22 protein-coding genes are annotated in these 22,474 nt (G+C 45.5%); 19 read left to right on the forward strand and 3 right to left on the reverse strand.

Going from position 1 to position 22,474, the window contains the following annotated elements; genetic code table 11:
* The first annotated feature begins 4 nt into the window (after positions 1-4).
* The 11 genes from nuoG (at position 5) to B3D47_RS07505 (ending at position 11,846) form a co-directional block, all read left to right on the forward strand.
* Positions 5-2,683, forward strand: a complete 2,679-nt coding sequence (gene nuoG, locus B3D47_RS07455; RefSeq protein WP_286861065.1) for an NADH-quinone oxidoreductase subunit NuoG — start codon at positions 5-7, stop codon at positions 2,681-2,683.
* Between the two features lie 3 nt (positions 2,684-2,686).
* A complete protein-coding gene (gene nuoH / locus B3D47_RS07460) occupies positions 2,687-3,703 on the forward strand; it encodes an NADH-quinone oxidoreductase subunit NuoH (protein WP_004814686.1) in 1,017 nt (338 codons plus the stop codon).
* Positions 3,704-3,721: 18 nt separating this feature from the next.
* Positions 3,722-4,264: an NADH-quinone oxidoreductase subunit NuoI gene (nuoI, locus tag B3D47_RS07465; protein ID WP_005223072.1), complete on the forward strand. Its 543-nt coding sequence runs from the start codon at positions 3,722-3,724 to the stop codon at positions 4,262-4,264.
* Positions 4,264-4,782 carry an NADH-quinone oxidoreductase subunit J gene (nuoJ, locus tag B3D47_RS07470; protein WP_171058617.1) on the forward strand — a complete coding sequence of 173 codons (519 nt, stop codon included), beginning with the start codon at positions 4,264-4,266 and terminating at the stop codon, positions 4,780-4,782. The genes nuoI and nuoJ overlap by 1 nt, the downstream gene beginning before the upstream one ends.
* Entirely contained in the window at positions 4,782-5,090 is a 309-nt protein-coding gene (gene nuoK / locus B3D47_RS07475) for an NADH-quinone oxidoreductase subunit NuoK (protein WP_004814693.1), read from the forward strand. The genes nuoJ and nuoK overlap by 1 nt, the downstream gene beginning before the upstream one ends.
* Positions 5,087-6,976 carry an NADH-quinone oxidoreductase subunit L gene (gene nuoL, locus B3D47_RS07480; RefSeq protein WP_286861070.1) on the forward strand — a complete coding sequence of 630 codons (1,890 nt, stop codon included), beginning with the start codon at positions 5,087-5,089 and terminating at the stop codon, positions 6,974-6,976. Before nuoK ends, nuoL begins: the two co-directional genes overlap by 4 nt.
* Before the next feature lies 1 nt (position 6,977).
* The gene (nuoM, locus tag B3D47_RS07485) at positions 6,978-8,591 is read left to right on the forward strand and encodes an NADH-quinone oxidoreductase subunit M (RefSeq protein ID WP_286861073.1); all 1,614 of its coding nucleotides are present in this window, start codon (positions 6,978-6,980) and stop codon (positions 8,589-8,591) included.
* 3 nt (positions 8,592-8,594) lie between these two features.
* Positions 8,595-10,139 carry an NADH-quinone oxidoreductase subunit NuoN gene (gene nuoN, locus B3D47_RS07490; protein WP_048882353.1) on the forward strand — a complete coding sequence of 515 codons (1,545 nt, stop codon included), beginning with the start codon at positions 8,595-8,597 and terminating at the stop codon, positions 10,137-10,139.
* A gap of 127 nt (positions 10,140-10,266) precedes the next feature.
* Positions 10,267-10,902 carry a uracil phosphoribosyltransferase gene (gene upp / locus B3D47_RS07495; protein ID WP_004814701.1) on the forward strand — a complete coding sequence of 212 codons (636 nt, stop codon included), beginning with the start codon at positions 10,267-10,269 and terminating at the stop codon, positions 10,900-10,902.
* 84 nt (positions 10,903-10,986) lie between these two features.
* Positions 10,987-11,280, forward strand: a complete 294-nt coding sequence (locus B3D47_RS07500) for a cold shock domain-containing protein (protein ID WP_071321027.1) — start codon at positions 10,987-10,989, stop codon at positions 11,278-11,280.
* A gap of 203 nt (positions 11,281-11,483) precedes the next feature.
* The gene (locus B3D47_RS07505) at positions 11,484-11,846 is read left to right on the forward strand and encodes a hypothetical protein (protein ID WP_248603006.1); all 363 of its coding nucleotides are present in this window, start codon (positions 11,484-11,486) and stop codon (positions 11,844-11,846) included.
* 81 nt (positions 11,847-11,927) lie between these two features.
* Here B3D47_RS07505 and gigC read toward each other — a convergent pair whose 3' ends face one another.
* The gene (gene gigC, locus B3D47_RS07510) at positions 11,928-12,806 is read right to left on the reverse strand and encodes a LysR family transcriptional regulator GigC (RefSeq protein ID WP_004814707.1); all 879 of its coding nucleotides are present in this window, start codon (positions 12,804-12,806) and stop codon (positions 11,928-11,930) included.
* A gap of 85 nt (positions 12,807-12,891) precedes the next feature.
* Between gigC and B3D47_RS07515 the strand changes: the two genes are divergently transcribed.
* Positions 12,892-13,653 carry a ferredoxin--NADP reductase gene (locus tag B3D47_RS07515; protein ID WP_163169280.1) on the forward strand — a complete coding sequence of 254 codons (762 nt, stop codon included), beginning with the start codon at positions 12,892-12,894 and terminating at the stop codon, positions 13,651-13,653.
* A gap of 177 nt (positions 13,654-13,830) precedes the next feature.
* On the opposite strand, the gene B3D47_RS07520 is transcribed toward B3D47_RS07515, so the two are convergent.
* A complete protein-coding gene (locus tag B3D47_RS07520) occupies positions 13,831-14,253 on the reverse strand; it encodes a hypothetical protein (RefSeq protein WP_286861085.1) in 423 nt (140 codons plus the stop codon).
* A 150-nt stretch (positions 14,254-14,403) separates the two neighbouring features.
* Between B3D47_RS07520 and eat the strand changes: the two genes are divergently transcribed.
* The 7 genes from eat to B3D47_RS07555 all read left to right on the forward strand — a co-directional run bounded on the left by eat (position 14,404) and on the right by B3D47_RS07555 (position 21,144).
* Positions 14,404-15,846, forward strand: a complete 1,443-nt coding sequence (eat, locus tag B3D47_RS07525) for an ethanolamine permease (RefSeq protein ID WP_286861089.1) — start codon at positions 14,404-14,406, stop codon at positions 15,844-15,846.
* A 28-nt stretch (positions 15,847-15,874) separates the two neighbouring features.
* Positions 15,875-17,260, forward strand: coding sequence for an ethanolamine ammonia-lyase subunit EutB (locus B3D47_RS07530; RefSeq protein ID WP_286861092.1), 1,386 nt, complete (start codon positions 15,875-15,877; stop codon positions 17,258-17,260).
* 9 nt (positions 17,261-17,269) lie between these two features.
* Entirely contained in the window at positions 17,270-18,088 is an 819-nt protein-coding gene (gene eutC / locus B3D47_RS07535; protein WP_286861095.1) for an ethanolamine ammonia-lyase subunit EutC, read from the forward strand.
* A gap of 134 nt (positions 18,089-18,222) precedes the next feature.
* Positions 18,223-18,597, forward strand: a complete 375-nt coding sequence (locus B3D47_RS07540; protein ID WP_286861098.1) for a hypothetical protein — start codon at positions 18,223-18,225, stop codon at positions 18,595-18,597.
* A gap of 204 nt (positions 18,598-18,801) precedes the next feature.
* Positions 18,802-20,631, forward strand: a complete 1,830-nt coding sequence (locus tag B3D47_RS07545; RefSeq protein WP_286861101.1) for a mechanosensitive ion channel — start codon at positions 18,802-18,804, stop codon at positions 20,629-20,631.
* Positions 20,632-20,699: 68 nt separating this feature from the next.
* Positions 20,700-20,867, forward strand: coding sequence for a hypothetical protein (locus B3D47_RS07550; protein ID WP_005223059.1), 168 nt, complete (start codon positions 20,700-20,702; stop codon positions 20,865-20,867).
* 124 nt (positions 20,868-20,991) lie between these two features.
* The gene (locus tag B3D47_RS07555) at positions 20,992-21,144 is read left to right on the forward strand and encodes a hypothetical protein (protein WP_286861104.1); all 153 of its coding nucleotides are present in this window, start codon (positions 20,992-20,994) and stop codon (positions 21,142-21,144) included.
* 30 nt (positions 21,145-21,174) lie between these two features.
* On the opposite strand, the gene B3D47_RS07560 is transcribed toward B3D47_RS07555, so the two are convergent.
* On the reverse strand, positions 21,175-22,374 hold the full coding sequence (locus B3D47_RS07560; RefSeq protein ID WP_286861107.1) for an NAD(P)/FAD-dependent oxidoreductase: 1,200 nt from the start codon (positions 22,372-22,374) through the stop codon (positions 21,175-21,177).
* Positions 22,375-22,474: the final 100 nt, after the last annotated feature.

The raw sequence follows: 22,474 nt of genomic DNA on the forward strand, positions 1-22,474 counted from the left end.
GACTATGGCTACAATTCATGTCGATGGAAAATCGTATGAAGTCAACGGCTCAGAGAACTTGCTACAAGCATGTTTGAGTCTGGGCATCGACATCCCATACTTTTGTTGGCATCCATCCTTAGGTTCTGTCGGCTCTTGCCGTCAATGTGCTGTGACCCAATACGCGAATCCAGAAGATACGCGTGGCCGTTTGGTCATGTCATGTATGACGCCTGCGTCTGACAATACCTATATCTCGATTGAAGACAAAGAAGCAAAAGATTTTCGTGCTTCGATTGTTGAATTCTTGATGACCAACCACCCGCACGACTGTCCAGTCTGTGAAGAGGGTGGTCACTGTCACCTGCAAGATATGACAGTAATGACACAGCATGACCGTCGTCGCTACCGTTTCACTAAGCGTACGCATTACAACCAGGAACTTGGTTCGTTTATTGCGCACGAGATGAACCGTTGTATCGCATGTTACCGTTGTGTGCGTTACTACAAAGATTATGCTGGCGGTACTGACTTTGGCGTATATGCCAATGCATCACGTGTGTATTTCGGCCGTCCAGAATCAGGCACTTTGGAATCTGAATTCTCGGGTAACCTGACTGAAGTATGTCCGACTGGTGTATTCACCGATAAGACTCACTCAGCACGCTATAACCGTAAATGGGACATGCAGTATGCGCCTAGCGTATGTCATGGCTGTTCTTCAGGTTGTAACATCTCTCCGGGTGAGCGTTATGGTGAATTGCGTCGTGTAGAAAACCGTTTCAATGGTGATGTTAACCAGTACTTCCTGTGCGACAAAGGTCGTTTCGGTACAGGTTACGTAAACCGTGAAGATCGTCCACGTCAGCCACAGTTCCGTACAGGTAACAATGTAGAAACTATTTCAGTTGATACTGCACTGGATACTGTGATTACAAATATCCAAGGCAAAAAAGTTCTGGGTATCGGCTCTCCACGTGCGTCACTTGAAACCAACTATGCATTACGCGAGTTAGTTGGTCAGGACAACTACTCAACTGGTCTGTCTCAAAAAGAGCAGAACCTGGTTGAACTGGCTGCTTCAATCATGCAAACCGAGGGTGTTTACAACCCGAACATGCGTGAAATCGAAAGCTACGATGCTGTTCTGATTCTGGGTGAAGATCTGACTCAAACTGCGCCACGCATGGCTTTATCTGTTCGCCAAGCTGCGAAGAACAAAGGTAAAGAAATGGCGGCAGAGCGCCGTACACCAGATTGGCTGGCTGAGCCTGTTCAACGTATTGCGCAAGATGCAAAATCTCCGATTTACATTTTGGCAGCAACACAAACACGTCTAGCTGACGTAGCAACAGGTGAAGTGGTTGCCTCTCCAAACGACATCGCGCGTTTAGGTTTTGCGATTGCAGCAGGTGTGAAAGGCGAAAGCATCCTGGGTTTAGATGACGATGCCAAAGCATTTGCACAAACGATTGCAGATACGCTGAAAGCTGCGAAGAAACCACTGATTGTTTCTGGTACTAGCTTGCAAGACGCTGCGATCATGGAAGCTGCTGCACAGGTTGCACAGAACCTTGGTAATGCTGGTCTGACTTTGACTGTTCCTGAAGTAAACTCAATGGGTCTGGCAATCTTCGGTGGTTACAGTCTTGAACAAGCATTTGCTCAAGATTACGACACTGTGGTGATTGTTGAAAACGACCTTTACCGTCGTTTACCAACCGCTCAGGTAGATGCTGCACTGGCAGGTAAAGAAGTGATCGTGCTTGATCATTCTGAAACTGAGACAGTGAAGAAAGCCAATATCGTACTTTCTGCTGCATCGTTTGCTGAAGGTGATGGTACGGTTGTTTCTCAAGAAGGCCGTGCACAACGTTTCTATCAAGTGTATGACCCAAGCTATTACAATCCTGAACTGGCCATCAAAGAATCTTGGCGCTGGTTGCATGCCATTGAAACTGGTGTGAAAGGTCAGCCAATCTCCTGGACTGTACTTGATGACGTGATTGATGCAGTAGCGAAAAATGTTCCTGCACTTGAAGCGATTCAAGACGTTGCTCCAGACGCGGGCTTCCGTGTTCATGGTCTGAAAGTTGCACGTGAACCACGTCGTTACTCTGGCCGTACTGCAATGCGTGCACCGCTTTCTGTACACGAGCCGAAACAGCCGACTGACCAAGACACTGCATTAACATTCTCTATGGAAGGTTATGTGGGTGACCAGACTCCATCTTCACTGGTACCATTTGCATGGTCAGCGGGCTGGAACTCTCCACAAGCCTGGAACAAATTCCAGGATAAAGTGGGTGGTCATCTGAAAGGTGGCGATTCTGGTATCCGTCTGTTCGACCTGTTACCAAAACGTCCAGCGCGTACTTTCGTTGCACCAGCACCTGTGCTTGTGAACGCTGAAAGCTTCCGTCTGGTACCGATGCATCACATCTTTGCCTCTGGCGAATTCACGATCAAAACACCGGCAATGGAATCACGTATTCCGGATGCAGTATTTGCAGTGGGCGAACAGGATGCTACACGCTTGAACCTGCAAGACGGTCAGAAGATCACTGTGAAAGCAGGCGAGACTTCAATCGTTCTTCCTGTACAAGTGATTGAATATTTACCTACAGGTTATATTGGTTACCCAATTGGTCTAGCACCGACGGTATCTCTTGCAGAGCCTGTTTCAGTCGCGGTAGGAGTGTAATTCATGGAACAAGAATTGATCCGTCAGACGCCGCTGTGGGCTGAAAACTGGCCAATTGCCTATTCAGTCATTCAAGCGATCGTGATCTTGCTGGTTGTGGTACTGATCGCAGCGTTGATGTCATTCATTGAACGTCGTTTACTGGGCTTGTGGCAGGACCGTTACGGTCCTAACCGTGTAGGTCCAGGTGGTATGTTCCAGATCGTTGCCGACATGCTGAAAATCATGTTCAAGGAAGACTGGACACCAAAATTTGCTGACAAGCTGACTTTCCGTATGGCGCCTGCAGTGGCGATGGCAACTGCTGTGCTGTCGTTCATGGTTATTCCTGTTTCACCTTACCTGGGTGTTGCAGACATGAGCATCGGCCTGTTGTTCTTCATGGCAATGGCAGGTATTGCAGTTTATGCAGTACTGTTCGGTGGATGGTCATCAAATAACAAATACGCGCTTTTAGGTGGTTTACGTTCTGCAGCTCAGACTATTTCTTATGAAGTGTTCCTGGGCATCTCGTTGATGGGTGTAGTGGCAATTGCTGGTTCATTCAACATGCGTGAAATTGTAGAAGCACAACGCGATGTATGGTTTGTGATTCCTCAGTTCCTTGGCTTCCTAATCTTCGTGGTTGCAGGTGTGGCGGTTACTCACCGTCATCCATTTGACCAACCAGAAGCAGAGCAGGAATTGGCTGAAGGTTACCATGTGGAATATGGTGGTATGAAATGGGGTATGTTCTTCGTTGCGGAATATGTCAACGTCGTACTGATCTCTGCATTGATCGTAACTTTATTCTTCGGTGGCTGGTTAGCGCCTTTCAACCTGGAAATTTCATTCATTCCACCAGCATTCTGGTTCATTATCAAAACAGCATTCTTTGTAATGATGTTCGTACTGGCACGTGGTTCATTAATGCGTCCACGTTATGACCAGGTGATGAACTTTGGTTGGAAAATTTGCTTGCCATTGGCGTTGGTTAACCTTTTGGTGACTGGTGCTGTGATTCTGATGAATCAGGCCTAAGACAGCAGGGAGAACAAAATGTTTAAATTTCTAGCTGGATTCGGGTCAATCGTTCGTTCGTTGTTCATGGTGTTCAGCCATGCAACGCGCAAACGTGACACCATCTTGTACCCAGAAGTACCAGCCGAGGAAATCGTGCCACCACGTTTCCGTGGCCGTATTGTATTGACGCGTGACCCAGATGGCGAAGAGCGTTGTGTTGCATGTAACCTGTGTGCGGTTGCCTGTCCGGTAGGCTGTATCTCTCTGCAAAAAGCAGAAAAAGAAGATGGCCGCTGGTATCCGGAATTCTTCCGCATCAACTTCTCACGCTGCATTTTCTGCGGTATGTGTGAAGAAGCATGTCCAACCACTGCAATTCAAATGACACCTGATTTCGAACTCGGTGAATATGTTCGTCAAGACTTAGTCTATGAAAAAGAACACTTACTGATTTCTGGTCCTGGTAAATATCCTGACTATAACTTCTACCGTGTAACAGGTATGGCTGTAACTGGTAAAGATAAAGGTCAAGCACAGCGTGAAAGTGCGCCTGTTGATGTACGGAGTCTATTACCATGATGTGGCCGTTTTATCTGATGGCACTTGTGGCCATCGTCTCTACGGTTCGTGTAGTGACTAACGCGAACCCGGTACATGCTTTGTTAAGTCTGATTGTTTCACTTCTTGCAGTTGCAGGCATGTTCATGATCGTGGGAGCACCGTTTGCCGGTGCTCTTGAGATCATCGTTTACGCTGGTGCGATCATGGTCTTGTTCGTATTCGTGGTCATGATGCTGAACTTGGGTGAACAAACCATTGAGCAGGAGCGTAAGTGGTTAACTTCAAGTGCCTGGGCTTACCCGGCACTCATGAGCTTCCTGATCGGTCTGATCTTGGTTTGGGTGCTGAACTCAGATTACGCTCAGCCATCTCTGGTGATGGGTGCTGAAATTGTTGGCCCTAAAGCAGTTGGTCAAACGCTCTTTACACAGTACTTACTATTGGTAGAAGTTGCTGCGATGTTACTGTTAGGCGCACTTGTTGCTGCTTATCATCTTGGCAAACGTGAACCAGGTGCAGAAGAGGACAATAAATAATGGGCAACATCCCTTTAGAGCATGGTTTGATCGTTGCATCCATTCTTTTTGCACTGGGTTTTTACGGTGTAATGGTGCGACGCAACCTGCTATTCATTCTAATGAGCCTTGAAATCATGATGAACGCTGCTGCTTTAGCGTTTGTCCTGGCGGGCAGTGCCTGGGCACAGCCAGATGGTCAGATCATGTTCATCTTTATTCTGACGCTGGCTGCGGCAGAGGCGTGTATTGGTCTTGCGATCGTCCTTCAGTTCTATCATCGCTTCCATCATCTGGATGTGGATGCTGCTAGTGAGATGCGCGGATGAGTTATTTATATCTAACAATTTTATTTCCGCTCATTGGTTTTATCCTGTTAGCGGCGGGACGTAACAAGCTTCCGGAATCTATTGCAGCGATGATTGGTGTCGGTGCAGTCGGTTTATCTGCACTGTTCGCACTGATTGCGGGTATGGACTTTGTGAACAATGGTTCAACTGCAGTTGTGCAACATCTCTGGACCTGGTTCAGTGTTGGCGGTTTTGCACCGGGCATCAGCTTGCAGCTCGATGGTCTATCTTTATTGATGCTGGGCATGGTCACTGGTGTGGGTTTCTTAATTCATATCTTTGCATCATGGTACATGCGCGGTGAAGAAGACTTCGCACGTTTCTTCTCTTACTTCAACCTGTTCGTTGCGAGCATGTTGCTGTTGGTTCTGGGCGATAACTTGGCGTTATTGTTCCTGGGCTGGGAAGGCGTAGGTCTGTGTTCTTACCTGTTGATCGGTTACTACTACGAGAACCCGAAAAACGGTTTAGCTGCAATCAAAGCGTTTACTGTGACTCGTGTCGGTGACGTATTCCTGCTGATCGCAATGTTCCTGATCTTCCAGCAATTCGGTACGCTGAACACTCAGTACATCGTCGAAAATGCTGCGACTGTGATGACTCAAAGCTCATCACTGACCATCTGGACTGCATTAATGTTGTTCCTGGGTGCTGCAGGTAAATCTGCACAGATCCCGTTACAAACATGGTTAGCAGATGCGATGGCTGGTCCTACACCAGTATCTGCCCTGATCCACGCTGCAACGATGGTTACAGCGGGTGTTTACCTGTGCTGCCGTCTGTTCACAGTATTTGAACTTGCGCCTGAAGTGATGATGTTCATTTCGATTACTGGTGCGGTGACATTACTTGTAGCTGGTTTTGCTGCGCTTGTTCAAACAGACATCAAACGTATCCTTGCTTACTCAACCATGAGTCAGTTGGGCTATATGTTTATGGCTGTTGGTGCTGAAGCTTACCAGGCAGGTTTGTTCCATATGCTGACTCACGCATTCTTCAAGGCATTATTATTCTTGTCTTCTGGTGCAGTGATTCTGGCTTACCACCACGAACAAAATATCTTCAAGATGGGCGGTCTGTTCTACAAGAACAAATTCCTGTTTGCTTGTTTCGCGATTGGTGGCGGTGCATTGGCTGCAATTCCATTCATCACTGTGGGCTTCTTCTCGAAAGATGCCATCCTGGGTGCGGTATGGGTACAAGGTCAATCAGTTGCAGTATATAACTCACTGTACTGGGTAGGTGTTGCAGGGGCATTCCTGACTTCAATCTATACCTTCCGTCTGATCTGGGTTGTATTCTTCGGTAAAGAAAATACCCCTTATCACGAAATCAAGGGTGTGACTTACTGGGGTCCATTGGCGATTCTTGCGGTTCTTTCTACTTTCGTTGGTGCAGCATTGAAAGCGCCTGTAGAAAGCATCCTGAATTCAGCTAAAGTTCCTGCGTTTAATATTCCTGAAGCACTTGAGCATGGCATGCATACTGCAGAATATACTGCGGTAGGTATTGCACTGGCAGGTCTTGCGCTAGGCGTAGTGTTATTTGCCTTTGCTTATAATGCAGTGAAATCGTTTGCTAAAACTTCACTGGGTGCTGGTCTTGCGAACATTTGCCGCAATGCACTTGGTTTTGATGCACTGTATGACCTGATCTTTGTGAAGCCTTATTTATTCTTCGCGAAATTGTTCGGTCGTGATCCAATTGATGGCTTGTGGTTAGTACTGCCTGCACTTGTAAAAGGTGGTCACAGCTTTACCAGCTCACGTCAAACTGGTTCACTGCGTGAATATGCATCTAGTATGGGGCTCGGTGTCGTTGTCCTACTGATGATCTTGCTCGTGATTCAGGTAGTGGGGAAATAAAATGGAAGCTCCAAACAACATGATTTTGCCGGCTCTGATCCTCATTCCGTTCATTGCAGGTTTTGTATGCTGGTTGGTCGACAAGCTCGACCAGTCTCTACCGCGTTATATCGCGTTAATCGGGATGCTGGTAACCCTGGTGTTAACCGTGGTTCTCTGGCAGAACGGTACTTATGTTTATGAATTAGGCGGTGCTACACCTTCGTGGGCTGCTGAGTTCAAATTGCCTTGGATTCAAACCCTGGGCATTAACATTCACCTAGCGGTGGATGGTTTATCTTTACTGATGGTTGGCTTGACTGCATTGCTTGGTGTATTGGCAGTCGGCTGTTCATGGGGTGAGATTCAGAAAAACGTTGGTTTCTTCCACTTAAACCTTTTATGGTCTTTGGGTGGCGTAATTGGTGTGTTCCTGGCAATTGACCTGTTCCTGTTCTTCTTCTTCTGGGAGATGATGCTGGTACCGATCTACTTCCTGATTGCGCTTTGGGGTCATAAAGGGGCAGAAGGCAAGTCACGTGTATATGCTGCAACCAAGTTCTTCATCTACACACAGGTTGCTGGTCTGATCATGTTGATTGGTATCCTGGGTCTGGTGGTTGCTGGTTACTCAATGACTGGTGAAATCCGTTTCGACTACAACTTCTTGTTGGGCGTTGCGAATACATTGGATACGCAAGTTCCAGCATTGGCTTATGCCTTCATGATCTGTATGTTCATCGGTTTTGCAGTCAAACTTCCAGTTTTCCCACTGCACGGCTGGTTACCGGATGCACATGCTCAGGCACCAACAGCGGGTTCTGTTGACCTTGCAGGTATCCTGATTAAAACTGCTGCGTACGGTTTACTGCGTTTCGTTATGCCGTTCTTCCCGGCAGCTTCGGCTCAGTTTGCAGACATCGCGATCATTCTGGGTCTGATTGGTATTTTCTACGGTGCATGGTGTGCATTCCAGCAAACCGACATGAAACGTCTGTTAGCGTACACATCTATTTCACACATGGGCTTCGTTCTGCTTGCACTTTATGCAGGTAACGTACTGACTTTCCAAGGTCTGATGATCATGATGCTGGCTCACGGCCTGTCATCTGCGGCATTGTTCATTATGTGTGGTCAGGTGTACGAACGTGTTCACACACGTGACATGCGTCTGATGGGAGGGATGCGCGGTCAGTTCCCATACCTGGCATTCTTCCTGATGTTCTTCGTAGCAGCGTTGGTGGGTATTCCTGGTCTAGGTAACTTCATCGGTGAATTCCTGATCCTGATGGGTGCATTCGGTCAATATCCGACTTATACAATCCTTGCTGCAATCAGCTTGGTGTTTGCTGGTCTGTACGGTCTGATCATGATTCACAAGTCACTGTTTGGTACGCCAAACGAAGAGCAAAAACAGCATTACACGAATCCGCTGAAAGATTTAAATGCGCGTGAAGTGGTAATCCTGTTGATCTGTGCGTTTGGTCTGTTATGGCTTGGTCTATACCCACAAAGCTTCCTTGATATTTCAAACTCAAGCATGGCGTGGTTAGCAAATAGCTACATTCCTGTGTCTGAAGCAGCTGATGCTGTGCAGCAAGCTGCCGTTTCAGCTGAAAATGTGGAGATCCAATAAGCCATGAACTTCACAATGTCTTTTTCTGAGCTTATGCCCCTAGCACCTGTGATGATCGTGGCGTTGACTGCGATCGTTGCAATGCTGGTGACAGCAGTTAAGCGTAACCACAACCTGGTTGCGACGACGACAGTTATTGGTTTAAACCTGGCTGCGTTATATATGATCTTTGTCCTGTTGGCGGGTAAATTTGCACCTGCCAACGTGATGAACCTGTTCATCGTAGATCCGTTTACGATGCTGTACCAGTTTGTGATTCTGATTGCTGCACTCGCGTGTAGCACACTGTCACATGCATACATTGAAACCTATAAAGACAACCGCGAAGAGCTCTACATCTTGATGTTGTGTTCGGTTGCGGGTGCAATGTTGATGGTGGCAAGCACGCACTATGCTTCATTCTTCATCAGCCTTGAATTAATGTCGATTCCGGTTTACGGCCTGTTGGCGTATACACATCAACGTTCTCAGTCGCTTGAAGCGGGTGTGAAATACCTTGTATTGTCAGCAACTGCATCTGCAATGCTGCTGATGGGTATGGCTTACATCTATGCGTACACAGGTACACTGAACTTCACTGCTGAACCAGGCAAAATGTTTTCTGCATTTAGCCAGCCAGCTGTGGTAATCGGTCTTGCGTTAATTGTCTTTGCTGTGGCATTCAAATTATCGCTTGCACCATTCCACAAGTGGACACCAGACGTATATGCAGGTGCTCCATCACCAGTTGCAACTTTCCTTGCGACTGTTGCAAAAGTAGCAATGTTGGGTCTGTTTGTGCGTTATGTATTGTCTTCAGGTTTAATCCTGGCAGACAGCTTCGTCACCATCATTACGATCCTTGCAGTGCTTTCGATTCTTGCTGGTAACTTGCTGGCAGTGAAACAGGTGAATCTGAAACGTATCCTTGCATACTCTTCAATTGCTCACTTCGGTTATGTACTGGTTGCCATCGTTTCTGCACGTAACTCTGACTTCCTGCAAATCCAGGGCTTCGCGACATTTGAAAGCGTGAATGTGTATATCATCACTTATGTGTTGACGACAATCGGTGCATTCGGTGTGGTAACCCTGATGTCTAGTCCGTACAACAACACCGATGAAGCAGGTAGCCTGGCTGAGTATCGTGGTCTGTTCTGGCGCCGTCCAGTATTGACTGCTGTATTAACGGTGATGATGCTGTCTCTGGCTGGTATTCCATTAACAGCGGGCTTTATTGGTAAGTTCCTGGTGGTGAAAACTGCGGTAGCTGGCGAGTCTTGGTTCCTTGCTGCAATGGTTATCCTGGGTTCAGGTATTGGTCTGTATTACTACCTGCGTGTAATGGTGGTAATGTACATGACTCCACCAGAAACGCCTCGTCTTGACGCTGTAAATCACTGGGGGCAAAAAGTGGGTGGTATCATGGTGCTGGCAGTGGCTGCACTGGTACTGATCCTGGGTGTTTATCCAGATCCAATGATTGCATTCTCTAAGCTTGCTTTCTTTGCAATCTCACCTGAGCTTCAACAGTTCATTTTCACTCTGGTGCAAAGCGGTTATAACTAATTAATCGAAAGATTAGAACGTTATTACAAAAAAAGCCCCCTCAATAGGGGGCTTTTTTATTTATATAAAAACGAAAATCGCTTTATAATAAGCAGCAATTTATCTTTAACCTTTTAGGTGTTCTCCCGTGGCTATCCATGAAATCCGTCATCCTTTAATCCGACATAAACTCGGTTTACTTCGTCGTGCAGACATCAGTACCAAGAACTTCCGTGAGCTGGCTCAAGAAGTGACCATGCTCTTGACTTATGAAGCGACTAAGGATCTTCCTGTTGTTGAGCATGAAATTGACGGTTGGAACGGCTCAGTTACTGTAGACCGTATCGCTGGTAAGAAAATTACCGTTGTGCCAATTCTACGCGCCGGCATTGGTATGCTGGATGGTTTTTTGAACCTGATTCCAAGCGCTAAAGTATCTGTACTGGGTCTTGAGCGTGATGAAGAAACTTTAGAAGCACGGACTTACTATAAAAAACTGGTACCAGATGTACAAAACCGTATTGCGATGATCATTGATCCAATGCTGGCGACGGGTTCTTCTCTGGTGGCTGCAATTGATGTGCTGAAAGCAAGCGGCTGTAAAGACATTCGTGTGATGGTACTGGTTGCTGCACCAGAAGGTATTAAACGTGTTGAAGCAGCACATCCAGACGTGGTGATCTTTACGGCTGCGGTGGACGATGGCTTGAACGAAAATGGTTACATCGTTCCAGGTCTGGGCGATGCGGGCGACAAAATTTTTGGTTCGGTTCAAAAAGACTAATTTTTGAAGATGAACAGGAAAGGGGGCTTTTATAGCCTCTTTTTTATATACTGAACAATATGATGGTCAGATTAGGGTATGTAAATGAGTTCTGAACAATATCAAGGCAAAGTCAAACAATACAATGCAGAGAAGGGCTTTGGTTTTATTTCATCTCCAGAAGGCGATGTATTTTTCCATATCTCGGATTTTCCTGCAGACTCAGGTGAGCCGAAGCGTAATGACCGAGTAAAGTTTAACGTGGTTCAAAATGGTGATAAGTACAAAGCTATTAAAATTGAACGCGTAGCTGATAAGTCCAAGAAAGCGAAAAAAGCCAAGGCTGTCGCGGTAAATACTTCAATTACCACTGAATTATTGTCTAGCTTAAAACGTTAAATTTTTACTTTCCATTTAAACTGAAAAGGGGCTTTAGAGCCTCTTTTTATTTGATTTTTTATTTAATGTAATTTTATAACGTGTTTGTTAACTCAAATGCTATGTGATGTTGCTAAAACAATAAAATACCTACTAAAGCTCACAATATATCTTATGGTCTTCCACTTAAAATACGCATCTATGATGATTCAGGGACATATATCATGTTTACAGATGGAAGAGTTAAAACCTATGACTCCCTAAGCGGTACCGGAAGCATTGAACTGGCAAACACGGCACAGGAGTTGAGTTTCCAGTTACAGCAGTTACCTTCACCTGAAATAATGCCTCAAGTTGGGGAACGGCTTAAATTCAGAATCATTGAAGAACAGAATAAGATTCAACTGGACAATATGGTGCGTCTAGATATCAAACCCCAACAGGAATTTGTTCCTGATGTAGTCGTACTGCCATCTCTAGCACCTGCCGTGGTGGCTGTTCCAGTACGTAACAGTATTTTCTTTAGTCCTACACTCTGGCTGGCTTTTGTATCAGCGCTTGGATTCATGATATTTGGAGAAATTTAGGTCAGTCTTCAGTTTTTAATAAGATATTTGTCCCATTCTTAAAAAAGCGCCTTAAGGCGCTTTTTTAATTTGAACAGAAATTTAGGCTTCACAGAATTTCATAAAAGCTTTTAAACCTGGACCTTGATACTTCTGACGGTGTACCAGCATAAATAATGGACGGGTCAGAGACCAGAAGGGTGTATCAAGAATCACCAACTGACCTTTTTCACGTAAAGGTTCAATTGCCAGTTTAGAAATACAGGACATACCTATGCCACCTGCGACAATCTTCAGAATTGCCTCGTTATGACCGAGTGTCAGACGGATATTAGCATCTGGAACATCTTGCAGAATGGCATTGTCAAAGACTTCGCGCGTACCTGAACCTTCTTCACGAAGAATCCATTCTACAGATTTAAAGTCTTCAGCAGTCAGTGGACGGTTTAACTGAGCAAGTGGATGATCCGGAGCACAGCACACTGCGAGTTCATCATCACGCCAATGGATGCATTGCAGCTGTGGCAAGTGGCAGGAACCTTCAATTAAAGCTAAATCCAGCTGGAACTGGTTCACGGCTTCAATCATCTGGCGAGTATTACCCACCTGAAGTTGCAAGTGTGCCTGTGGCTGGATTTTTAAAAAATCCGCCATCAGGTCTGGCATCAGATAGTCGGAAATGGTCAGGGTCGCACCGAGACGCAGGTCAATGCTTTGCAGTTCACCTTTAGCGGCTTGTTCAAAAGCTTCACAACGACCAAGAATTTCAAGTGCTTGCGGGAGAAGAAAACGACCTAAGTCATTCAGCTGTAAACGCTTGCCTAGACGGTCAAATAAAGGTGCACCAAGACCATCTTCTAAATCTGCTAAAGCCATACTCGCCGCACTTTGGGTGAGTTTGACTGCATCACTGGCTTTGGTGACGGTGCCTTCTTGAGCAACTGCTACAAAAACAGCCAACTGGCGTAGAGTCATGCGCATGAATAGAGCCTTAACATTTAAAAAATATTAATAAATTATGCTGTCATGCTACCATGAGCATAGTCTTTGATGCCACGTTTGAATCATGTCTATTGAAAAATTTAGCTTAGAAAAGGTTTTATCTGTACACCGTTGGACCGATACGCTGTTTAGTTTCACCATGACCAGACCTGCACATTTCAAGTTTACTGCAGGGCAGTTTGCGCGTATTGGCTTGAAGATAGGAGATGAACTCGTTGTCCGGGCATATTCAGTGGTGTCTTCACCTTTCGATGAAACCTTGGAGTTTTTCTCAATCGTGGTGCCTGAAGGTAAATTTACTTCAAATTTACAACATCTTAAAGTGGGTGATGAACTTTACCTGGAAAAGATTCCTTATGGTTATCTGACCTTGGCACGTTACCAGCTGCCATTACCACAAGATTTATGGTTACTAGGAACAGGTACAGGTTTGGCGCCATTTTTATCCATGCTGCAAGACTTTGAAACCTGGAATAACTATAAGCAAATTAATCTGGTCTATAGCGTGCGTACGCAAGCTGAACTGGCTTATGTAGAGCGTATTCAGGAAATTGCAGAAAGCTTTGGTGAAGGACATAGCGGTTTTAAATTTATTCCAATTATTACCCGTGATCCTGAAGCAGCATTGCATGACCGTTTACCGGTTCTGATTGCAAATGGTGAACTGGAAAAAGCCGTAGCTATGCAGCTTAATCCTGAAACCAGCCATGTCATGCTCTGCGGTAATCCGGATATGGTTGAAGATACCAAAGAAGCATTAAAAGCACGTGGCTTGACCATGAACCGTCGTGGTGAAGGAAATATTGCAGTCGAGAATTATTGGTAAGCATTATTCTCCCTCGTTCTTCGGGGTGAACAGTATCGCTGCGCAAGGGAAGGGATTAAATTAAAAAATATTTCCTGAAACCAGAATCCCCCTAAATCCCCCTTTAGTAAAGGGAGACTTTTATTTTCTTTAGACACAAAAAAACCTCCATGTCGGAGGTTTTTTATTTTGTATCTCTTAATGGACAAACATATCCATAAAGTCCCGGATTTCCTGGATCGCTGTCTCTACATTAGAGGTCAGCCAGGTCGGTTCAAAGAAACCGGCATAATGTTCGAGGCGTTCAGCAGGCACGACCAGACGTACCGGACATTCTTCTTCCAGTAAGCGCCATGGAATGATCGGCACGTCATTGTCAAGCCAGGCTGCGACATTACGCACATCAATGATCATTGCATTCACGCAGTCCGGGAATGGCATCACCGACATTTCTTCGGTACGACGACGGAAATATTCCAGATCCTGCCAGCGCAGCAAAAAGCTTGGCTTGCTGAATTCAATAATTCCAATCAGATGCTGATCGCGGGTGTGGTGTAACGCACATTGATGTGTGACGTCAGTGTCAAGATCAAGCGATACACTTTGTTGACGATACGCCATAAAAATCGAGTGTATAAATAGGAGGTGGATGATTATAGCGCATTTCGTACCGATAGGGCAGCGATTCAGTTTGCTTTCCCTGGACAATGGATGAACTGGTACGGCTTATGCATATCCTCAGGGAACAAAGATAAAAACAAAGAGGTTGCTATGTCAGAGTCAAAAAGTGTCATCGATACCGGCGTCACCCAAACAACAGTACAAGAAGATTATTTTGCCCTGCGACAGCTAAAAAAAGGTGCTGTAGGCTGGCTGCTCCTCGTGGGTTTAGGGGTGGCTTATGTGATTTCCGGTGACTTTGCCGGCTGGAATTTTGGTCTGGCTCAGGCGGGTTGGGGCGGGATGTTTATTGCTACTGTTGTGGTGGCATTGATGTATCTGTGCATGTGTCTGGCCATGTCGGAAATGTCGACCATGCTGCCGACTGCAGGCGGTGGTTACAGTTTTGCCCGTACTGCTTTTGGTCCATTCGGTGGTTATCTGACAGGTAGCGCGATCCTGATTGAATATGCGATTGCACCGGCGGCGATTGCCTGCTTTATCGGTGCCTATTGCGAAGCCTTATTTGGTATTGGCGGCTGGATCATTTATCTGGTCAGCTATCTGATCTTTATGGGATTGCATCTTAAAGGCGCGGGTGAAGCGCTGAAGATTATGTTTATTATTACTGCAATTGCTGCGGTTGCCTTGATGGTATTCATCTTTGGCATGCTGCCGCATTTTAATAGTGCAAACCTGTTTGATATTGCAGTCAGTACAGAAGCGGTCGGTGCAAGTAGTTTCCTGCCATTGGGTTATCTGGGCATTTGGGCAGCAGTGCCTTATGCGATCTGGTTTTTTCTGGCAGTTGAAGGCGTGCCACTGGCAGCTGAGGAAGCCAAAGATCCGGCCAAATCCTTGCCGCGTGGCCTGATTGGTTCCATGCTGATTCTGGCATTTTTTGCCCTGAGTATTTTGCTGCTCGGTCCTGGCGCAGCTGGTGCAGATACGCTGAAAGATTCCGGTGCACCACTGGTGGATGCCTTGGTTGCAGTGTATGGCGCCAATACCTGGATGGCAAGTTTTGTGAATTTTGTCGGGCTGGCGGGTCTGATCGCGAGTTTTTTCTCGATTATTTATGCCTATTCCCGTCAGATTTTTGCACTGTCACGTGCCGGTTACTTACCGAAAAAACTGTCCTTAACCAACGGCAATCATGCGCCGTATCTGGCGATCATCATTCCAGGGATTATTGGCTTTCTGCTGTCACTTTCAGGTGAAGGTGATCTGCTGATCCTTATGGCAGTTTTTGGCGCGACGATTTCCTATGTATTGATGATGATGTCCTACATCAAACTCAAAGTATCTCGACCAAATCTGGCACGTCCTTATCAAGCACCGGGCGGTATTGTGACCGCATCGATTGCTTTGGTTTTGGCTGCGATTGCAGTGGTCGCTGGCTTCCTTGTCGATCCAAAAGTCTGGTTAATGGCAGCTGCGATTTATGTAGTACTGATTCTCTACTTCCTGTTGTATAGCCGTCATCATCTGGTGGCAGGCACACCGGAAGAAGAATTTGCCCGTATTGAAGCGGCAGAAAAAGAACTGAACTAAAACCATCAAGCAAAGGGAGCACATGCTTATGTTGTATCAGATCAATGTGGTCAATCAGCACTATATTTTTGAAGACTTAAAAACGCTGATGGCCAAGGCTAGCCCTGAACGGTCTGGCGATCAGCTGGCAGGGATTGCTGCCCATGATGCAACTGAGCGGGTTGCTGCACAAATGTGTCTGGCAGAAGTACCGTTAAAGCAGTTTTTAAATGAGGCTTTAATTCCTTATGAACAGGATGAAGTGACCCAACTGATTCTGGATGAACATGATGCCGCTGCCTTCTATCCGATCTCGCATTTTACTGTGGGGGATTTCCGAAACTGGCTGTTGAGTACAGATGCCACGACTGAAAAGTTGACAGCTTTAAAAATGGGTCTGATCCCGGAAATGGTGGCAGCGGTCAGTAAAATCATGCGGAATCAGGATCTGATTCTGGTGGCAAAAAAATGTCGTGTAGTCACGCGGTTTAGAAACACCATCGGACTGGAAGGACATCTTTCCACCCGCTTGCAGCCGAATCATCCCACTGATGATCTGATGGGAATTTCTGCCTCCATTCTGGATGGGCTGATGTATGGCAGTGGTGATGCGGTGATCGGGATTAATCCTGCGACTGACAACCTGCAAAACCTCTCTGAGTTATTAAAATTATTGGATCACATTATTCATGAATATCAGATTCCGACTCAATCCTGTGTGCTGACCCATATCACCTCTGGCATTCAGCTGGTGAATAAAAATATCCCGATCGACCTAATGTTTCAGTCCATTGCTGGAACTGAAAAAGCCAATACCGGTTTCGGTATTAATCTGGAACTTTTACAGGAAGGTTATGAAGCGACTTTAAGCCTGAAACGTGGCACAGTGGGTCAGAATGTGATGTATTTTGAAACCGGACAGGGCAGTGCTTTGTCCAGTAATGGTCATTATGGTGTCGATCAGCAGACTTTGGAAGCACGTGCCTACGCCGTGGCACGTAAGTTTAACCCTTTATTGGTCAATACCGTGGTCGGTTTTATTGGGCCGGAATATCTGTATAACGGCAAGCAGATTATCCGGGCAGGATTGGAGGATCATTTCTGTGGCAAGCTGCTCGGCGTGCCGATGGGTTGTGATATTTGCTATACCAACCATGCCGATGCAGATCAGGATGACATGGATGTACTGCTGACTCTACTCGCCAATGCCGGACTGAATTTTATCATGGGGATTCCGGGTTCAGATGATGTAATGCTGAACTATCAAACTACCTCTTTCCATGATGCTTTATATATTCGTCAGTTATTAGGTTTAAAACCGGCGCCGGAATTTGACCACTGGCTGCAACAGCAGGGTATTCTTTCTCAGCAAGCCCATCAGTTGCAGTGGCCGACTGAATTACCCAAACAGTTTTCCCGTTTGATGCTGTCTTAAGGAGTGATGATGAAACTGGTTCCTGATGTGCAATTTCAGTCACAGCTGCAAGACAATCCCTGGCAACAGCTCAAAGCCTATACCGATGCGCGTATAGCCTTAGGCCGGGCAGGTGGCAGTTTACCAACCCGACCAAGTCTGGAGTTTCAGCTGGCACATGCCCAAGCCAAAGATGCTGTGCTTAAATCACTTGCTGCTGACCAACTTAAAGCAAGTCTAAGCAGGACTGGTCTAACGATTTTAGACATTGAAAGCCAGGCAGTGGAAAAGGATTTCTATTTAAAACGCCCCGATTTGGGCCGTATCCTGTCTGATGAATCTAAAATGATGTTACAGCAATACCGGAATGAACATCAGGACACTTGGGATGTGGTGATTGTCGCGGGAGATGGACTATCTGCACGTGCTATTGAAGAAAATACACCACACTTTATTCCTGCTTTGGTAGAGGCTTGCAAAGTACAAGGCTGGAGGGTCGCACCTCTAATTATTGCCCGTGGTAGCCGTGTCGCACTGGGAGATGAGATTGCAGAAATGTTAAAAGCCAAAATGCTGGTGATGCTCATTGGTGAACGTCCAGGCTTAAGTTCTCCGGATAGTATGGGAATTTATTATACTTATAATGCTTTTAAAGGCTGCCATGATGCACTCAGAAACTGTATCTCCAATGTTCGGCCGGCAGGTCTGTCCTATCCGCTGGCGATCCAACGATTAATCGCACTCATGCAAAAATCCTGTACATTGCAGCGTTCAGGGGTACAGCTGAAAGATGAACATGAAACATTGGTTGAAGTTCAGCATGAGCCAGGCAAAGGATTATTTAAATAACCAATAGCGTAGAAACTTCTACGCTGTTACAGACTTACACGCCGTCACCATCTCACTTATTTTTGTCACACAAGTTAAAAAATCAACTTGTTATGATGAAATCCACACATGAATAAAAAACAGTGAGGATGGTTATGGCTAATGATTTCAACAAAACACCACCTTCAGGCTATGATGAAGATACACGGCAGAAGAAAAGAATCCCTGTCTATATTTTAATTTTAGTGGGTGTCTTCCTACTGGCATTGCTACTTTATATGTTTGCCGATATTAAGCCTTCACCAGAAGAAGCACCTCCGGGTCATCCAAATCCGCAAGCTCAACCAGCAACCATGAACAATACGACCCCAGTTCAGTCAGAGGAAGGGCGTAGTCAGGATCTGAATCAGCCTGCGAACTTAAGTGGTGTTACTGGTACGACTGAAGCCACCGCAGAAGATACAGCGGGAGGTATGGATGTTGGTATAGCAACCGACTCAGAAGGATCTAGTCGAGGTGCTGGTCAGTAAGCACCCTCTTAAAAAGCCCTGGTTAAGAATCAGGGCTTTTTTGCAATCTAATGTGCGGATTTGTTGTAGTTGTGCATTTCTCAATTGAATAAAAAAAGCTCCAATTCTAATGTGAATAATGCATGACAGACGGCTTTACAACTTTCCAAAAAAGAAGTCTGTAAATACTTATAAATAAAGTAAAACCATAGAGGGCATGACAACATGAATGAATATATGAGAGGCCCAGGCGGTTATGATGCCATGTACTATTGGGAACAGTTTCATCCCATATTAAGTGCAGTGGCGATCCTGCTGATAGGCTGGGTTATTGCATTACTGGTCTCTGCAGGCGTAAAAAAAATCCTGCAAAAGCTTGGCACGAATGAGCGGCTAAACCATGCGACTGGCCATCGTTCCAATATTGAAAATATCATCACAAGAATTGTCTTCTGGTTAATCCTGATCATGGCAGTTATTGGTGCACTGAATGTGCTGAATCTAACCAATGTCAGTGGACCGTTCAGTAACATGATTCAGCGTTTCCTGCTGTTTATCCCTCAATTACTTGCTGCGATTGCTGTCGGATTCATTGGCTGGATTGTTGCCAATCTGGTCAAGGTAGGACTACAGAAGTTGCTTGACCGTACTCAACTGGATGAAAAACTCAGTTCAGAAGTTGGTGTAAAGCCATTAAGTGAGAATATCAGTGAAATTATTTACTGGCTGATTCTGTTGTTATTCCTGCCTATCGTACTCTCGATTCTGGGTTTAAGCGGTCTGCTGTATCCAGTTCAGAACATGGTCAATGATGTGGTTGGTTATCTGCCTAATATCTTTATTGCCGGTGTGATTGTTTTTGTCGGCTATATTCTGGCGAAAATCATCCGTGGCATTGTAGAAGGTTTATTGCGTAGTCTGAATGTACAGCAACAGGCAGAAAAAGTTGGCATCTTCAAGAACTCTAATGTTCCTCAGGTGATTGGTTCCTTCATCTTTGCTGTGATTATTATTACAGCACTGATCATTGCTTTTGAAGCTCTCGGTATTGAGGCGATTTCACAACCTGCAACCGCGATGTTGTATGAGGTAATGAATGCCATTCCAAATATCATTGCCGCAGCCCTGATTCTGATTCTGGCTTATGTCGTATCGAAACTGGTCGCGAAGCTGGTTACTGAAGTTCTGGCAGGTACGGGTGTAGATGAAGTTCCGGCCAAGCTAGACTTACAACGCTTCTTGGGTACCACTAAAATTTCGCATGTCGTGGGTGTCCTGATCATTCTGTTCACTATGCTGTTTGCTGTGTCTGAAGCGGCGAACCGTCTTGGCTTTGAACAGGTAAGTAGCCTGATTGCGATGTTCATTTACTTCGGTGCGAACATCCTGCTCGGCGCAGTGATTCTGGTGGTTGGCTTCTGGCTGGCAAATGTGGTTGCGAATGTAGTGCAGCGCGGTGAATATAACAGTTCCCGCTGGTTAGCTAATCTGGTTCGTGTCCTGATTATGGGTCTGGTAGTTGCAATGGGCTTACGCGCAATGGGCATTGCCGATTCGATTGTAAACCTTGCATTCGGTCTGACTCTGGGCGCAGTAGCAGTTGCTTTTGCTCTAGCATTCGGTCTTGGTGGTCGTCAGCCGGCAGAACGTGTTCTGACGGATTTGATTGATAAAGCCAAACGTGAAGGCAAAGAACCAAATCCCTTGAAAAAAGATACCAATATCATGACTTCAGCTTTTGGTTCAGGTAGTGCGACTTCTGCGACTGAACCAGCTACTACAACAGGAGCGAGTATCGTGCCTACTCCAGGTCAGAATGATGACAATGCGCCAATGCGTACGGACTTATCGAATAGTACTCCTGCATCACTTACTACTGCACCGCAGGATGATGAAGCATCGGGTATTGATCAGGTTACTCCAGATATAGATCAGGCTGTACCGGACTCACTCGACGTCGATCCAACTCATCCACCAGTCAATAATCCATTTGGCTCTACAGGTGAAGACGAACCGAATGTCGATAGTCGTCCAAAGAAAGATGACCTGAATTAACCTGTTCCAATCAAATAAAATCGGCCACGCTTAAGTGGTCGATTTTGTTCAGTCATGAGGAAAAATGAATGAATGCAAAAAAACCGAATAAAGTTCTAGCACCTTTAGTGATTGCAGGAATTACGATTGGCTTTTTTACTGCTGCCTATAGATTTGTCTTTGTTAAGAGCAAAGCAGATAAGCGCTCTGAACAAGCGCTGGAAAAGAACATGCCGGATACAGACGAATTTAACTGAAAAATCCTGTTAATTCATTGAAATAGAATTGTCATGTTGAAAATATAGAATATTCAAATGAATACTAAATTAATTTTGGTATTTTTATTGCATTAATAATATAAAGACAAAGGAGATCAACAATATGTGGAAATTAAAACAGTCTAAATTTATTAGCTCTACTGCAAATGTAGCCCCATATTATCTGCAAGAAGCCAGCCGAAAAATGCAGCTGACGATTGACCGCCTTGAAAATACGGCCAATCTTAAGCTGTTTAAAACAGACTATCTGGAGTGAACTTGAGACTGACTTTAGAGTATTTATAAATTAAACATATTCTGATGCGGCATGCGCCGATGACCATGCCCATTGGAAATTAAATCCACCCAGATGTCCGGTAACATCCAGAATTTCACCGACAAAGAACAAACCTTTTTGTTTCTTGCTTTCCATGGTCTTGGAAGAAACTTCAGTCGTATCTACACCCCCTAGCGTTACTTCGGCAGTACGATAGCCTTCGGTGCCTGATGGTTTCACTTCAAAGCTGTGCAGACGTTTGGCGATCTGTTCCAGTTTATCATCACTGATATTGCCAATCGAGGTTTCTGCAACCTCAGTCCAGATCAGATTCTGTAATTCCAGTACCACACTTTTGGGTAAGTGCTCGGTGAGTAGGGTCCGTAACAAGACTTTTGGCTGGCTTTGTTTTCTGGATTTGAAGAAATCAAACAGATCCACACTTGGCAGGAAATCGAGCTTAAAGCTTTGACCAACATCCCAATAGTTAGACAATTGCAACGAGCTTGGACCACTTAGGCCACGATGGGTAAACAACAGGGCTTCAGTAAAGCTGTTCAGCTCATTGGATAAAGTTGCTTCTACCGCATTACCACTTAAGCGCGTCGTAACTTCTTTAAAATTATCCGAGAAGGTAAATGGCACTAGACCGGCACGGGTCGGATAGATATAGTGCCCAAATTGCTTGGCAATCTCATAGCCAATACCAGAACCACCCAGGGTCGGAATTGACAGGCCACCGGAAGCCACCACTACAGATTCAACTTCAAAATATCCCAAAGATGTTGCAACCTGCAAACCTTGATCGTCGACCGCGTTGACTGCTTTGACTTCACAACTCGTTTTAATATCGACCAGACCGGTCTTATCACATTCAGACAGCAGCATTGCCAGAATTTCTTTGGCGCCATTCAGCGTAAATAGCTGCCCATGCTTACGCTCTTCATATTCAATACCGTACTCACACACCATGCCAATGAAGTCCCAGTTGGTATAACGGGTCAGAGCTGAAATAACAAAATGAGGGTTATGCGTGATGAAATTTTCCGGCTCGACGTACAGGTTGGTGAAGTTACATTTCCCACCACCAGACATCAGGATCTTTTTACCGACCTTATTGGCCTTTTCAACCACGACAACACGACGACCACGTTGCGCAGCCATATATGCTGTCATTAAACCTGACGCACCTGCACCTATGACTAGAACATCGTATTGCTTGGAAGACATGACACACTCAAGGGAGAAGAAAAGGAAAGCATTATAGACAATTTTATTTCAGCTTTCTCTATTCATCCTTAAGCAAATCGAATTACAGATATTCATCAGA

Source organism: Acinetobacter sp. UBA3461 (genome assembly GCF_002381195.1).
Lineage (GTDB): Bacteria > Pseudomonadota > Gammaproteobacteria > Pseudomonadales > Moraxellaceae > Acinetobacter > Acinetobacter schindleri.

What these genes read in the sequence shown, in the direction of transcription:
- nuoG (WP_286861065.1), top strand. Translation starts at nt 5, where the DNA reads ATGGCTACAATTCATGTCGATGGAAAATCGTATGAAGTCAACGGCTCA.
- nuoH (WP_004814686.1), top strand. Translation starts at nt 2,687, where the DNA reads ATGGAACAAGAATTGATCCGTCAGACGCCGCTGTGGGCTGAAAACTGG.
- nuoI (WP_005223072.1), top strand. Translation starts at nt 3,722, where the DNA reads ATGTTTAAATTTCTAGCTGGATTCGGGTCAATCGTTCGTTCGTTGTTC.
- nuoJ (WP_171058617.1), top strand. Translation starts at nt 4,264, where the DNA reads ATGTGGCCGTTTTATCTGATGGCACTTGTGGCCATCGTCTCTACGGTT.
- nuoK (WP_004814693.1), top strand. Translation starts at nt 4,782, where the DNA reads ATGGGCAACATCCCTTTAGAGCATGGTTTGATCGTTGCATCCATTCTT.
- nuoL (WP_286861070.1), top strand. Translation starts at nt 5,087, where the DNA reads ATGAGTTATTTATATCTAACAATTTTATTTCCGCTCATTGGTTTTATC.
- nuoM (WP_286861073.1), top strand. Translation starts at nt 6,978, where the DNA reads ATGGAAGCTCCAAACAACATGATTTTGCCGGCTCTGATCCTCATTCCG.
- nuoN (WP_048882353.1), top strand. Translation starts at nt 8,595, where the DNA reads ATGAACTTCACAATGTCTTTTTCTGAGCTTATGCCCCTAGCACCTGTG.
- B3D47_RS07500 (WP_071321027.1), top strand. Translation starts at nt 10,987, where the DNA reads ATGAGTTCTGAACAATATCAAGGCAAAGTCAAACAATACAATGCAGAG.
- B3D47_RS07505 (WP_248603006.1), top strand. Translation starts at nt 11,484, where the DNA reads ATGTTTACAGATGGAAGAGTTAAAACCTATGACTCCCTAAGCGGTACC.
- gigC (WP_004814707.1), bottom strand. Translation starts at nt 12,806, where the DNA reads ATGCGCATGACTCTACGCCAGTTGGCTGTTTTTGTAGCAGTTGCTCAA.
- B3D47_RS07515 (WP_163169280.1), top strand. Translation starts at nt 12,892, where the DNA reads ATGTCTATTGAAAAATTTAGCTTAGAAAAGGTTTTATCTGTACACCGT.
- B3D47_RS07520 (WP_286861085.1), bottom strand. Translation starts at nt 14,253, where the DNA reads ATGGCGTATCGTCAACAAAGTGTATCGCTTGATCTTGACACTGACGTC.
- eat (WP_286861089.1), top strand. Translation starts at nt 14,404, where the DNA reads ATGTCAGAGTCAAAAAGTGTCATCGATACCGGCGTCACCCAAACAACA.
- B3D47_RS07530 (WP_286861092.1), top strand. Translation starts at nt 15,875, where the DNA reads ATGTTGTATCAGATCAATGTGGTCAATCAGCACTATATTTTTGAAGAC.
- eutC (WP_286861095.1), top strand. Translation starts at nt 17,270, where the DNA reads ATGAAACTGGTTCCTGATGTGCAATTTCAGTCACAGCTGCAAGACAAT.
- B3D47_RS07540 (WP_286861098.1), top strand. Translation starts at nt 18,223, where the DNA reads ATGGCTAATGATTTCAACAAAACACCACCTTCAGGCTATGATGAAGAT.
- B3D47_RS07545 (WP_286861101.1), top strand. Translation starts at nt 18,802, where the DNA reads ATGAATGAATATATGAGAGGCCCAGGCGGTTATGATGCCATGTACTAT.
- B3D47_RS07550 (WP_005223059.1), top strand. Translation starts at nt 20,700, where the DNA reads ATGAATGCAAAAAAACCGAATAAAGTTCTAGCACCTTTAGTGATTGCA.
- B3D47_RS07555 (WP_286861104.1), top strand. Translation starts at nt 20,992, where the DNA reads ATGTGGAAATTAAAACAGTCTAAATTTATTAGCTCTACTGCAAATGTA.
- B3D47_RS07560 (WP_286861107.1), bottom strand. Translation starts at nt 22,374, where the DNA reads ATGTCTTCCAAGCAATACGATGTTCTAGTCATAGGTGCAGGTGCGTCA.